This window comes from Streptomyces sp. NPDC020898, from assembly GCF_044333925.1.
Classification (GTDB): Bacteria; Actinomycetota; Actinomycetes; order Streptomycetales; family Streptomycetaceae; genus Streptomyces.
In genome coordinates, this window is sequence record NZ_JBIRRV010000005.1 from 358,489 (window position 1) to 370,919 (window position 12,431).

The following is a 12,431-nucleotide window of genomic DNA, read 5'->3' on the forward strand; positions in this document are numbered from 1 at the left end:
TGCCGCGCAGGCAGATTGACATGCAGATGACGGTGCGTCAGCCGGGCATCCGGTTGGTCTTGCGGATCTGCTTGTCGAACGTTCCGGCGGGGACGAGGCGGCGTGCCGTGGTGACGCGTGAGGCCAGCGGGCCGGCGGTGTAGCGCAGTTTCGGCTTCTTGTCGGTGGCCGCCGTGACGATCACCTTGGCGACGACGGCGGGATCGTCGCCCTTCTCCATCGCCTCCGCCATCACCTCGTCGAAGACGCGCCGCCGCTCCGCGTACAGGGGCAGCGGGGTGTCGGGCTGCGCGGCGTTGGTGTCGAAGCTGGTCCTGGTGTAGGCGGGCTGGACGAGGAGGACCCGGACGCCGTGCTCGCGGACCTCGTGGTCCAGGGACTCGGAGTAGCCCTCGATGGCGTGCTTCGCCGAGACGTAGAAGGCCATGAAGGGCTGGGGGATGACCCCGAGGACGGACGAGATGTTGATGACGCGTCCGCTGCCCTGGGCGCGCATGTGCGGCAGGACGGCCTTCGTCATACGCATGACACCGAAGACGTTGATGTTGAAGACGCTCTGGGCCTGGGCGACGGAGTTCTCCTCGACGCCACCCGCTGAGCCGATGCCGGCGTTGTTGACCAGGACGTCGATCCGTCCGAACCGTTCGATCACCTCACCGACCGCGGCGGTGGCCGAGTCGTCGCTGCCCACGTCGAGGTCGAGATACGTCACCCCCGCGGGCGGGGTGAGTCCCGAGGTCTTCCGGCCGGTGCCGATCACCTCGAAACCCGCCGCGGCGAGGGCGCGGGCCGTTTCCTTGCCGATACCCGATGACGCTCCCGTCACGAGTGCTACCGGTCGGGTTGTCGCCATTGCGTGCTCCTTGCGCTATTGGCTTACGATCATTTGCCTTACGTTCGTAAGGTAATGGGTGGAGGGCGGTGATGGCAAGTGGAGTCCGGCGCTGTGGAGGGGGCCTGGATGAGGATCCGTCGCCGTATAGGTCGGCAAGTCATCAAGTAGGCATGAAAACGCGATATCGCGAGTGGATCCGACGGCAGCAGGCCATTAAGCTTTCAAGGAAATGGACCTGTACGGACGGCGCCATGAGCAGGCGGCCCTTGATGAAATCCTTGACGCTGCTCGTCAAGGCGACGCGGAAGCCCTGATGTTGTGGGGTGACCCCGGCATCGGCAAGACCGCACTGCTCGAATACATGGCCGAGTCCGCAGCCGTCGACTTCACGGTGCTGCGCTGCCGGGGCACTCGGTTGGAGTCGGGTCTGGCGTTCGCCGCACTCCACGAGTTGCTGTGGCCGGTGACGGAGCGGATCAGTACCTTGCCGGAGCCGCAGGTCAAAGCCTTGAGCGGGGCACTCGGCCACAGTGGCGACGTGGCGGACCGGTTCCTGATCAGCGTGGCGGTACTGACGCTCGTCGGTGAGTTGGCCAAGGAGCGGCCGGTGCTGATCGTCGCCGACGACGCTCAGTGGCTGGACGAGCCCTCCGTGCAGTGTCTGACTTTCGTTGCCCGCCGACTGCGCAACGAGCCTGTGGTCATGCTCCTCACCGGGCACGACGATCCCGGCGACGGGCCCTGGGAGAGACTGGCGGCGATGGAGGTTCGTGGACTGGGCGACGAGGATGCCCGGCTCCTCGCCCGTGCCGTCGCTCCGCAGGCGGACGAAGTGGTGATCCGCCGTACGGTCCGTGCGGCGGCCGGAAATCCTCTCGCACTGCAGGAGCTGCCCACGTCCATGGCGGTGGGCGACATCTCGACGCACCCTCTCGCCGGTGAGCAGATCGCCGTCGGGCCCCGTCTGCGCCGCGCCTTCCGCGCCCGGATCGAGCGGTTGTCCGCGCCTGCCCGCACCGCGCTCGTTCTCATCGCCGCCGATGACCGCAGCGATGGCAACACCATGTGCCAGGCCGGTGGTGTGCTCGGCCTCGACGCAGCCGCGTGGGAGGAGGGAATGCACTCGGGCCTGCTCACCACACGCTCGGACGGCCGGTTCTGCTTCCGCCACCAGCTGATGGAAGCGGTGGTCTACGAGGAGGCGCCGGCCGCGGACCGCCAAGCCGTTCATCGCGCCCTCGCCTCCGTGCTGACCGGTGAGAACGCCGACGAACTGCGCCTCTGGCACCTCGCCGCAGCGGTGGAAGCCGTCGGCGGACCCGACGAGGAGGTGGCCCGGCTGCTGGAGGAGTCGGCCCACCGTTCCTGGGCGCGCGGCGCCTGCGCCACGGCTGCCCGTGCCCTGCGGCGCGCGGCGAAGCTGTCCCCCTCCACGGACGACGCGGCCAGACGGCTGGCGCACGGAGCGAGGGCGGCCTGGGAGGCCGGGCAGGCCGATACGGCGCGGGGGATGCTGGAGCGGGCGGTAGGGATTTCTTCCGCGTCCACGGTCGCGGATCTCAGCGAGGGGCTGCGCGGACTGATCGAGTTCGCGCACGGCGATATGGAAACCGCATGCCGGCAGCTGATCCAGGACATGGAGCGGGTGGCCGATCCCGGGCAGGCGTTCGAGCTCGGCAGCATGGCGGTAAGGGCGGCCTGGGCGGCCGGGCATGGCGCACTTCAGCGCGAGGCGCTCCAGCGGCTCGAACGGCGGCTCCCGCAGGGGGATTTCCCGAACGCCGATCTGCTGCCCTTGCTGCGCGTGTGGTGGACGGAGGACGTGGGCGACGGCGCCGACGACCGCGAGCGGGACGACCAGGTGGTGGTCCCCGGGGCCGAGGTCCTCACCCGGCTCGGCGGCAGTTCCTGGCTTGTGATGCCCTCGGCACCGCTGGCGCTGGCCTGGGGCATCGATCCCGTCCTGGGGGAGGCTCTCCGCCGCCAGATCGACGCGCTGCGGCAGACGGACCAGGTCACTGCCCTGACCCAGACGCTGGCCCAGACCACGGCCCTCGACCTCGCGCAGGGCTCCTGGACCTCGGCCGAGGCGAACGCCCTTGACGGGCTCCACGTGGCTGAGGAGACGGGCGACGACCACGTGCTGACGCAGTGCCTCAACGGCCTCGGATGGCTGGCAGCGGCGCGAGGCGATGAGCAGACCGTCGCGGACCACGCCGGCCGGACCTTCGAGGTCGCGGTGCCCCGCGGGGTGCGCATCCTCAGCGCTGCCGCGCAGTGGACCGTCGGTATGTCGGCGCTCTTCGCCGGCCGGGCCGAGGAGGCGCTGGATTACCTCGTCCGCCTGACCGAGGAGGGGCACTTCGCCGCGCACCCCACGATCGCGTTGCTCGCGGCAGCGGACACGGCCGAGGCCGCCCTCCAGGCCGGGCAGCGGGCGACGGCCGAGGAACAGGCGCGGCTGCTGCGGCGATGGGCCGAGCGGACCGACGCGGCGTGGGCGGTCTCCGCGACCCACCTGGTCCATGCCCTGCTGGCGTCCGGATCGGACGCGGAGAAGCAGTTCCGGCTCGCACTGGATGTCCCCGGAGCCGCGTCGCGTCCCTTCAACCACGCCCGCACACACCTGCTGTACGGCGAGTGGCTGCGCCGGGCCCGCCGCCGCACCGACGCCCGCAGACAGCTGGCCGAAGCCGCGGAAACCTTCCGGCGACTCGACGCGGCGCCCCTGCTCGCCCGTACCCAGGCCGAACAGGAACTGGCCGGGCAGCAACCGCGCCGCGACTCGGCACCGGCGGCCCGGGACACCACGACGCCCCTCACTCCACAGGAGTTGAGAGTCGCCCGGCTGGCCGCGCAGGGGCTCACCAACCGGGAGATCGGGGCCCAGCTGCTGATCAGCCCTCGTACGGTGGGCCATCACCTGGCCAACGTGTTCCCCAAACTCGGCATCGTCTCGCGCGCCGACCTCGCACGCATCGACTTCGAGGACGGCCTGCGCCTGATGAGCTGACCGACGGCGTTTGCCCCGGCGGGCTCCGCAGCGTCTGCGGCGAGCGGGGAGGCCGGCGGGCGGCGGGCGGCAAGTCGGGGGGAGCGTGTCCGCGAGGTCGGGCAGCACGCCGCCGGCGGTGTACCACGCGCGAGGAACACGACGCTGTGGGCATCGGCGTGCGGGTCATGCGGGCCTGACCAGTCCGGTGTCGTAGGCGAAGATCACGGCCTGGACCCGGTCGCGGGCGCCGATCTTGGTGAGGACGCGGCTGACGTGGGTCTTGACGGTGGATTCGGCGAGTGACAAGCGTTGGCCGATTTCCAGGTTGTTCCAGCCGGAGGCGATGGCGGTCAGCACCTCGCGCTCGCGCCGGGTGAGGGAGTCGGGCTCGCGCCGGGTGAGCGGATCAAGATGCCGTTCCTGGCCCGGCGCGCGGCCGCACACTCGGCCGGAGCAGGCGCCGATGAGCTCGTGCGGCAGGCTTGGGGCGATGACCTCGGCTCCGGTGGCCACGGCCCTGACGGCGGCGACGAGTTCGCCTGGCAGCGCGGTCTTCAGCAGAAACCCGTGGGCGCCGGCGCGCAGCACGTCGTAGGCGTATTCGTCGCGGTCGAAGGTGGTCAGGACCAGGACGTGGGAGCGGCCTCCCGACTCGACGATGCGGCGGGTGGCCTCGATCCCGTCCATGCCGGGCATGTGTCCGTCCATGAGCACGACGTCGGGGTTCAGTTCCGCGGCTTTGCGGACTCCTTCGGCGCCGTGGGCGGCCTCGCCGACCACGGTCAGGTCGGGGTGCTGTTCCAGAAGCAACCGTACGCCGGAGCGCTGCAGTGCCTGGTCGTCGACGATGAGGACGGTGGTCATGCCGATCGGTTCTCCATGGAGGGGCGGGGACGAGAAAGGACGGACGGTCCTGCCGCCGTGGGATTCGGGGCCCGCGGCGGGCTCGAATCGGGGCATGTGGGCGTGCGAGGGTTCGGTGTCCTCGCCGGTGACGTGCCTCCGGCAGGGCGTCGACGAGCGGGCGGCGTCGGCCTGCCTTCCCGATGCGGGTCCAGGTGCCGGGCACGGCCGGCGGGTGGGCGGGGTAGGCGCGGACCGGGGAATCGGATCCCGGCCGGAAAAAGGTCCTGTGGGTCAGCTGCCGGAGCGGAGCGCTGCCTCCGGGATGACTTCATGCAACCGGGCGATCGTCTCCGGGACCAGCGGATTCACCGGTGGACCGCAGAACGTGATCTTGCGGATCCTCGGTGTCAGCCGCTCCTCGACGATCGTGTGGGGCTGCGTCATCGTGTGCTCCGTAGGGATGTTGACGGTTCGTCAGGGAAAAGTGCTGAGGTCCGACGCGGCGAAGCAGCAGCATCGACGCTTGTCGAGCACGGCTTCGATACTGATCACGTCAGAGGCTAGGGACGAAGGTCGCGAAGCGGATCTGTCACCGTATCGGTCAAGGAGTCGGCGCCGGGGCCGGCGTTCACCGGACGACGACGCGCACGTCCGGCCGCTCGGTGCCACGCCTCGGAACTGATCCACGACACAGTGTTACGGGATCAAGACCCGCCAGCTAGTGTGATCATCTGCCAACTGGAATCCCCGGCGACGCCCGCTCCGCATGCCGATCGACGGTATTGCATAAAAGTGCAGCGGTACGTATAGTCATGCCATCTAGGAGGAGGGTTCCATGGCGGTACGTGTGGCGGTGGCCGGAGCGAGTGGGTACGCGGGCGGGGAACTGCTGCGTCTGCTCCTCGTCCATCCAGAGGTGGAGATCGGTGCGCTGACCGGCAACTCCAACGCCGGGCAACGGCTCGGCGCACTCCAGCCGCATCTGCTGCCGCTGGCCGGCCGTGTGCTCCAGGAGACCACCCCCGACGTCCTCGCCGGACATGACGTCGTCTTCCTCGCGCTGCCGCACGGGCAGTCCGCCGCCGTCGCCGAACAACTCGGTCCTGACGTCCTCGTCGTCGACATGGGCGCCGACTTCCGGCTCCACGACGCGGCTGACTGGGAGAAGTTCTACGGATCCGCGCACGCCGGGACCTGGCCCTACGGTCTCCCCGAACTGCCGGGCGCCCGCGCCGCGTTGGAGGGGTCCAAGCGCGTCGCGGTGCCCGGTTGCTATCCCACCGCCGTCTCGCTCGCCCTCCTCCCCGTGTACGCCGCCGGGATCGCCGAGCCCGAGGCCGTGATCGTCGCCGCCTCCGGGACCTCCGGCGCCGGCAAGGCCGCCAAGACGCACCTGCTGGGCAGCGAGGTCATGGGGTCCATGTCGCCGTACGGGGTGGGCGGCGGTCACCGGCACACGCCCGAGATCGTCCAGAACCTCAGCGGCGCCGCGGGCTCGCCCGTCGCCGTCTCCTTCACGCCCACGCTGGCCCCGATGTCCCGGGGCATCCTCGCCACCTGCACCGCCGCCGCCAAGCCCGGCGTCACCGCCGAGTCCGTGCGCGCCGCCTACGAGAAGGCCTTCGCCGACGAACCGTTCGTGCACCTGCTCCCCGAGGGGCAGTGGCCCGCCACGGCGTCCGTCTACGGTTCCAACGCCGTTCAGGTGCAGGTCGCGTACGACGCCGCCGTGCACCGGATCATCGCGATCAGCGCCATCGACAACCTGACCAAGGGCACCGCGGGCGGTGCCGTCCAGAGCATGAACATCGCCCTCGGACTCGACGAGGCCACCGGGCTTTCCACGATCGGAGTCGCACCGTGAGTGTCACGGCAGCCAAGGGATTCACGGCGGCGGGCATCGCCGCCGGGATCAAGGAGAACGGCAACCCGGACCTGGCCCTCGTGGTCAACAACGGGCCCCGCCTCGCCGCCGCGGGCGTCTTCACCTCCAACCGCGTCAAGGCCGCGCCGGTGCTCTGGTCCGAGCAGGTACTCAAGGGCGGCCTCGTTTCCGCCGTCGTCCTCAACTCCGGTGGCGCCAACGCCTGTACGGGGCCCAAGGGGTTCCAGGACACGCACGCCACCGCCGAGAAGGTCGCGGACACTCTCGGTCTGAACGCCGGTGAAGTGGCTGTCGCCTCCACCGGTCTCATCGGCCTGCTCCTGCCGATGGACAAGCTTCTCGCGGGAGTTGAGAGCGCCGCCGGTCAACTCTCCGAGCACGGTGGCGAGAAGGCCGCCATCGCCATCAAGACCACCGACTCCGTCCACAAGACGGCCGTCGCCGGCAAGGACGGCTGGACCGTGGGCGGCATGGCCAAGGGCGCGGGCATGCTCGCCCCCGGCCTCGCCACCATGCTCGTCGTCCTGACCACGGACGCGGACGTGGACAGCGAGAACCTGGACCAGGCACTCCGCGCCGCCACCCGCACCACCTTCGACCGCGTCGACTCCGACGGCTGCATGTCCACCAACGACACCGTGCTGCTGCTCGCCTCGGGTGCCTCCGAAGTCACCCCGGAACAGGCCGAGTTCGCGGAGGCCGTACGGGCCGTCTGTGACGACCTCGGGCAGCAGCTCATCCGGGACGCCGAGGGCGCCAGCAAGGACATCAAGGTCGAGGTCGTCAACGCGGCCAGCGAGGACGACGCCGTCGAGGTGGGGCGTTCCATCGCCCGCAACAACCTCCTCAAGTGCGCGATCCACGGGGAGGACCCCAACTGGGGCCGCGTCCTCTCCGCCATCGGCACGACGCAAGCCGCCTTCGAGCCCGACCAGTTGAACGTCGCCATCAACGGCGTCTGGGTCTGCAAGAACGGCGGCGTCGGTGAGGACCGCGACCTCGTCGACATGCGCTACCGCGAGGTGCACATCGTCGCCGACCTCGCCGCCGGCACCGAGACCGCCACCATCTGGACCAACGACCTCACCGCGGACTACGTCCACGAGAACAGCGCGTACTCCTCATGAGCAACGTGACGCGGAAGCACACCGCCCTCCCCAAGGCCAGGATCCTCATCGAAGCGCTGCCCTGGCTGACCCGCCACAACGGCAAGGTCGTCGTCATCAAGTTCGGCGGAAACGCCATGGTGAACGAGGAGTTGAAGAACGCCTTCGCCCAGGACGTCGTCTTCCTGCGTCAGGCCGGCCTCAAGCCCGTCGTCGTGCACGGCGGCGGCCCGCAGATCAGCGCCGCCCTCGACAGGCACGGCATCGTGAGTGAGTTCAAGGCCGGCCTCAGGGTCACCACCGAGGACGCCATGGACGTCGTACGCATGGTGCTGGCCGGGCAGGTCCAGCGGGAGCTGGTCGGGCTGCTCAACCAACACGGGCCGCTCGCCGTGGGGTTGACCGGCGAGGACGCGCACACCATCACCGCCACCAAGCACCAGCCCGAGATCGACGGGGAGTTGGTCGACATCGGGCGGGTGGGCGAGATCACCGCGATCGACACGGGCGCGATCGAGGCACTGCTCGCCGACGGCCGTATCCCGGTCGTCTCGTCGATCGCCCGTAGCCAGGACGACCACCATGTCTACAACGTCAATGCTGATACGGCGGCTGCGGCACTCGCTGCCGCGCTGGGTGCCGAAACCCTCATGGTCCTCACGGACGTCGAGGGCCTCTACGAGGACTGGCCCAACTCCGACGAGGTGATCAGCCGCCTCACGGCTTCCCAACTGGAGAAGCTGCTCCCGGAGTTGAGCTCCGGCATGGTGCCGAAGATGCAGGGCTGCCTGCACGCCGTACGCAACGGCGTCACCACCGCCCGCGTCATCGACGGCCGGGTCCAGCACTCGATCCTGCTGGAGATCTTCACGGACGAGGGCATCGGCACGATGGTCGTGCCCGATGCGGAAGAAGAGGGGGACGCCGCATGAACGCCGGCCAGGACCTGAGCGCCAACCAGGAGCTGACGCAGCGCTGGCAGGGCGCGCTCATGAACAACTACGGCACCCCCCGGCTGCCCCTCGTCCGCGGCGCGGGCAGCACGGTGTGGGACGCCGACGGCAAGGCGTACGTCGACTTCGTGGGCGGTATCGCCGTCAACGCGCTCGGCCACGCCCACCCGGCGATCGTCGAGGCGGTCTCCACCCAGGTCGCCTCCCTCGGACACGTCTCCAACCTCTTCGTCGCCGAACCACCCGTCGCACTCGCCGAGCAGCTGCTCCAGCGCTTCGGGCGGGACGGCAAGGTGTTCTTCTGCAACTCCGGCGCCGAGGCCAACGAGGGCGCCTTCAAGATCGGCCGGCTGACCGGGCGCACGCACATGGTCGCCACCGAGGGCGGCTTCCACGGGCGGACCATGGGCGCCCTCGCGCTCACCGGCCAGCCCGGAAAGCGGGAGCCCTTCGTGCCGCTGCCCGGTGACGTCACGTTCGTCCCGTACGGCGACGCGCAGGCACTGGCCGCCGCGGTCACCGACGAGACGGCCCTCGTCATCATCGAGCCGATCCAGGGCGAGCGGGGCGTGGTGGTCCCGCCCGTCGGCTATCTGAAGGCCGCGCGTGCCATCACCGCCGCCACCGGCGCCCTGCTCGTCCTCGACGAGGTGCAGACCGGCATCGGCCGTACCGGGCACTGGTTCGAGTACCAGGCCCACGACGGGGTCCTCCCCGACGTCGTCACCCTCGCGAAGGGCCTCGGCGGCGGACTGCCCCTCGGTGCGACCGTCGCCTTCGGACGGGCCGCCGAGCTGCTCCAGCCCGGCCAGCACGGCACGACGTTCGGCGGCAACCCGATCTCCTGCGCGGCCGGTCTCGCCGTACTCGACACGATCTCGGACGACGGCCTGCTGGAGAACGTGAAGCGGCAGAGCGAGAAGCTGCGCACCGGGATCGAGGGCACCGACGGCAGTTCGTGCCACCCGATGATCGACTATGTCCGGGGTGCGGGACTTCTCCTGGGTATCGTGCTCAACGAGCCCCTCGCGCCCCAGGTGCAGCAGGCGGCTCAGGACGCCGGTTTCCTGGTGAACGCGCCTGCCCCCGATGTCGTACGGCTCATGCCGCCGTTGAACATCGGTGACGCCGAAGTGGACGCGTTCCTCCAGGCACTTCCCGGAGTCCTCGACGCGGTTGAAGGGAAGGACTGACCGGGGAATGAGACGACGACGATGACTCAGGCGCAGGATCACGAGCACGCGGGGCCTGCCGTACCGCAGACCCGCACCGCACGTCACCGCCGGATCGTGGACATCCTCAACCGGCAACCGGTGCGGTCGCAGAGCCAGTTGGCGAAGCTGCTCGCCGATGACGGGCTGACGGTCACCCAGGCGACGCTGTCCAGGGACCTGGACGAGCTGAACGCGGTGAAGATCCGTAACACCGACGGCGATCTCATCTACGCGGTGCCGAGCGAGGGCGGGTTCCGTACGCCTCGGGCGCCGTTGGGGGAGTCGGCGAAGGAGGAGCGGATGCGGCGGCTGTCCGCGGAGTTGCTGATCTCTGCGGAGGCTTCGGCGAATCTCGTGGTCCTGCGGACCCCTCCGGGGGCTGCGCAGTTCTTGGCGTCGGCTATTGATCAGGCCGAACTGCACGAACTTCTGGGGACGATCGCCGGGGATGACACGTTGCTGTTGATCAGCCGGGATCCCTTGGGGGGACAGGCGTTGGCTGATCATTTGCTGGCGTTGGCTCAGAAGAACCACTGAGGGGCTGTTGACGGTTGCGTTTCGGGCGCGGGTCCGGTGTGGCTTGTCGCGCCCGCGCGGCGGAGCCGCACATCGATACAGCCCCGCGCCCCTAGGTGTCTCACCTCAGCCGAGTCGTCTGGCCAGGCCCCCGGTGCACCTGACCTCGTCGCCCGCCGTGATCAGCAGCGCTTCTACGTCCGGCAGTTGCTCCAGCCACGACAGCCCCTCCCGCGAACCCATCGCGAAAGCCGCCGTCGCCCAGGCGTCCGCCCAGGTCAGTTGGGGGGCGACCACGGTGACCGCGACCAGGTCCGTGACCGCCGATCTACCGGTTCGCGGGTCGACGATGTGCGTACCGCGTTCCGCTGTGCCCGAGGTGGCCACCGCCAGTTCGTCGGCGCCCGCTGCCGAGACCACGGCTGCCAGGCCGCCCGGCCGGAGGGGGTCGGACACACCCACCCGCCAAGGGCGTTGGGGCCCGGGCGCGCCGCACAGCTGGACGTCTCCGCCGCCGTTGACGCTGACGCCGCTCGCCCCGGCAGCCATCATCGTTCTGGCCGCGCGCTCCGCCGCCCAGCCCTTGACCAGGCCCGTCGGGTCGATCTGCCCCTGGTAGGTGTGGCTGAACCACCCCTCGCTCAGCCGCTCCGCCTCGGCGCACAGGTCGAGTACCTCGGCGACCTCGGGGTCGCATTCGGCGACGGAGATCTCACCGCGGGCGAGCCGGGAGATCTGACTGTTCTCGCGATAGGTGCTGAACACCTCGTTGACCTTGTGCAGTCCGGCGACGGCCGATGCCAGCGCCGCCTCGACCGCACGGGGGTCCCCGCCGCGGACGTCAAAGGAAAAGACGGTCCCCATGACCTCCTCCGCATGACGCACCGCGACGGGAGCTTCGGCGGGATCAACCACCGGCCTGGTCCAGAGCCGACTGGAGGGACTCCTTGTAGCCCGCGCTGGTGTAACTGGCGCCGGACACCGCGTCGATGTCGGCGTCGCCCGCCGCCAGCGCGGCGTCGTTGAGCTTGGGGATCGCGTTGCCGGAGATCTGGTCGCTCCGGCCGCCGCTGGGCGACTGGACCGTCGACACGGATGTGATCTTGCCGGCGGTCAGGGTGACCCGGACCTGGACCGGGCCGTACTCCGTCTGGACCACGGTTCCGGTGAACGTGCCGCCACCGTTGGCCGTCGCACCGGCCGGGGGCGCGCTGCTTGCCGGCGCACTGCTCTCCGCGGCACCCGCGCCCGCTGCCGATCCGGCCGCCGATCCCGCCGCGGAGTCCGCAGCGCCCGCGCCCGCGTCCGCGCTGGGAACCTTGTCCAGCGCCGACTGGAGCGACGTCTTGTAACCGGCGCTGGTGTAACTCGCGCCGGAGATGGCGTCGATGTTCGCGTTGCCGGCGGCGACGGCTGCCTGGTTGAGCTTGGGTACGGCGTTGCCGGAGATCTGGGTGCTCTGGCCGCCGGTGGGGGCCTGGACGGCCTCGGCCTTGGTGATCTTGCCGCCGCTCACCGTGATACGGACCTGGACGGGGCCGTACTGGGTGTCGACGGCGTCGCCGGTGACCGTGGCGGGCTGGGCCGCGGCGCCGCCCGCGGCGGAGCCCGTGCCCGCGTCGGCGACCTTGTCGAGGGCCGACTGGAGGGACGTCTTGTAGCCCGCGCTGGTGTAGGTGGCGCCGGAGATGGCGTCGATGTTCGCGTTGCCGGCGGCGACGGCTGCCTGGTTGAGCTTGGGTACGGCGTTGCCGGAGATCTGGGTGCTCTGGCCGCCGGTGGGGGCCTGGACGGCCTCGGCCTTGGTGATCTTGCCGCCGTTGACCGTCAGACGGACCTGGACCGGCCCGTACTGGGTGTCGACGGCGTCGCCGGTGAAGGTGCCGGCCTGGGCGGACGCGCCGCCCTGGGCCGATTCCTGGGCCGCCGCGGTCTGCTGCGGCAGGGCACCGGCCGCCTGCGTGGACCCGGGGTCCGACGACGGCTTCAGCGTCAGCAGCAGCACGATTCCGGAGACTGTGGCGGCGCTCGCCAGCATGACCCGCCGAAAGGGGTGATTCTTCTTCATCGCTCCTGACTCC

At 70.1% G+C, this 12,431-nt stretch carries 11 protein-coding genes; 6 read left to right on the top strand and 5 right to left on the bottom strand.

What is annotated here, in order from left to right; genetic code table 11:
- Positions 1–37: 37 nt before the first annotated feature.
- A complete protein-coding gene (locus ACH4TV_RS18915) occupies positions 38–853 on the bottom strand; it encodes an oxidoreductase (RefSeq protein WP_398399405.1) in 816 nt (271 codons plus the stop codon).
- 211 nt (positions 854–1,064) lie between these two features.
- On the opposite strand from ACH4TV_RS18915, the gene ACH4TV_RS18920 reads away from it, so the two are divergent.
- Complete coding sequence (locus tag ACH4TV_RS18920) at positions 1,065–3,848, top strand: AAA family ATPase (RefSeq protein WP_398399406.1); 2,784 nt, start codon at positions 1,065–1,067, stop codon at positions 3,846–3,848.
- 165 nt (positions 3,849–4,013) lie between these two features.
- Here the strand turns inward: ACH4TV_RS18920 and ACH4TV_RS18925 are convergent, their stop codons facing one another.
- Both ACH4TV_RS18925 and ACH4TV_RS18930 read right to left on the bottom strand, forming a co-directional pair.
- The gene (locus ACH4TV_RS18925) at positions 4,014–4,694 is read right to left on the bottom strand and encodes a response regulator (protein ID WP_398399408.1); all 681 of its coding nucleotides are present in this window, start codon (positions 4,692–4,694) and stop codon (positions 4,014–4,016) included.
- A 273-nt stretch (positions 4,695–4,967) separates the two neighbouring features.
- Positions 4,968–5,120 (bottom strand): hypothetical protein, encoded by a 153-nt coding sequence (locus ACH4TV_RS18930; RefSeq protein ID WP_398399410.1) that lies wholly within the window; start codon positions 5,118–5,120, stop codon positions 4,968–4,970.
- A 391-nt stretch (positions 5,121–5,511) separates the two neighbouring features.
- Between ACH4TV_RS18930 and argC the strand changes: the two genes are divergently transcribed.
- Genes argC through ACH4TV_RS18955 form a run of 5 tightly spaced genes read left to right on the top strand, consistent with a single transcriptional unit; the run spans position 5,512 to position 10,371 of the window.
- Positions 5,512–6,540 (top strand): N-acetyl-gamma-glutamyl-phosphate reductase, encoded by a 1,029-nt coding sequence (gene argC, locus ACH4TV_RS18935; protein ID WP_398399412.1) that lies wholly within the window; start codon positions 5,512–5,514, stop codon positions 6,538–6,540.
- A complete protein-coding gene (gene argJ, locus ACH4TV_RS18940) occupies positions 6,537–7,688 on the top strand; it encodes a bifunctional glutamate N-acetyltransferase/amino-acid acetyltransferase ArgJ (RefSeq protein ID WP_398399414.1) in 1,152 nt (383 codons plus the stop codon). The genes argC and argJ overlap by 4 nt, the downstream gene beginning before the upstream one ends.
- A complete protein-coding gene (gene argB / locus ACH4TV_RS18945; protein WP_398399416.1) occupies positions 7,685–8,599 on the top strand; it encodes an acetylglutamate kinase in 915 nt (304 codons plus the stop codon). The genes argJ and argB overlap by 4 nt, the downstream gene beginning before the upstream one ends.
- A complete protein-coding gene (locus ACH4TV_RS18950; RefSeq protein WP_398399418.1) occupies positions 8,596–9,813 on the top strand; it encodes an acetylornithine transaminase in 1,218 nt (405 codons plus the stop codon). Before argB ends, ACH4TV_RS18950 begins: the two co-directional genes overlap by 4 nt.
- A 21-nt stretch (positions 9,814–9,834) precedes the next feature.
- On the top strand, positions 9,835–10,371 hold the full coding sequence (locus ACH4TV_RS18955) for an arginine repressor (protein ID WP_398399420.1): 537 nt from the start codon (positions 9,835–9,837) through the stop codon (positions 10,369–10,371).
- Between the two features lie 105 nt (positions 10,372–10,476).
- Here ACH4TV_RS18955 and ACH4TV_RS18960 read toward each other — a convergent pair whose 3' ends face one another.
- Together ACH4TV_RS18960 and ACH4TV_RS18965 are read right to left on the bottom strand one after the other, a co-directional pair.
- Positions 10,477–11,214: an FAD:protein FMN transferase gene (locus ACH4TV_RS18960; RefSeq protein ID WP_398399422.1), complete on the bottom strand. Its 738-nt coding sequence runs from the start codon at positions 11,212–11,214 to the stop codon at positions 10,477–10,479.
- Positions 11,215–11,257: 43 nt separating this feature from the next.
- A complete protein-coding gene (locus ACH4TV_RS18965; RefSeq protein ID WP_398399424.1) occupies positions 11,258–12,418 on the bottom strand; it encodes an FMN-binding protein in 1,161 nt (386 codons plus the stop codon).
- Positions 12,419–12,431: the final 13 nt, after the last annotated feature.

What these genes read in the sequence shown, in the direction of transcription:
- ACH4TV_RS18915 (WP_398399405.1), bottom strand. Translation starts at nt 853, where the DNA reads ATGGCGACAACCCGACCGGTAGCACTCGTGACGGGAGCGTCATCGGGT.
- ACH4TV_RS18920 (WP_398399406.1), top strand. Translation starts at nt 1,065, where the DNA reads ATGGACCTGTACGGACGGCGCCATGAGCAGGCGGCCCTTGATGAAATC.
- ACH4TV_RS18925 (WP_398399408.1), bottom strand. Translation starts at nt 4,694, where the DNA reads ATGACCACCGTCCTCATCGTCGACGACCAGGCACTGCAGCGCTCCGGC.
- ACH4TV_RS18930 (WP_398399410.1), bottom strand. Translation starts at nt 5,120, where the DNA reads ATGACGCAGCCCCACACGATCGTCGAGGAGCGGCTGACACCGAGGATC.
- argC (WP_398399412.1), top strand. Translation starts at nt 5,512, where the DNA reads ATGGCGGTACGTGTGGCGGTGGCCGGAGCGAGTGGGTACGCGGGCGGG.
- argB (WP_398399416.1), top strand. Translation starts at nt 7,685, where the DNA reads ATGAGCAACGTGACGCGGAAGCACACCGCCCTCCCCAAGGCCAGGATC.
- ACH4TV_RS18950 (WP_398399418.1), top strand. Translation starts at nt 8,596, where the DNA reads ATGAACGCCGGCCAGGACCTGAGCGCCAACCAGGAGCTGACGCAGCGC.
- ACH4TV_RS18955 (WP_398399420.1), top strand. Translation starts at nt 9,835, where the DNA reads ATGACTCAGGCGCAGGATCACGAGCACGCGGGGCCTGCCGTACCGCAG.
- ACH4TV_RS18960 (WP_398399422.1), bottom strand. Translation starts at nt 11,214, where the DNA reads ATGGGGACCGTCTTTTCCTTTGACGTCCGCGGCGGGGACCCCCGTGCG.
- ACH4TV_RS18965 (WP_398399424.1), bottom strand. Translation starts at nt 12,418, where the DNA reads ATGAAGAAGAATCACCCCTTTCGGCGGGTCATGCTGGCGAGCGCCGCC.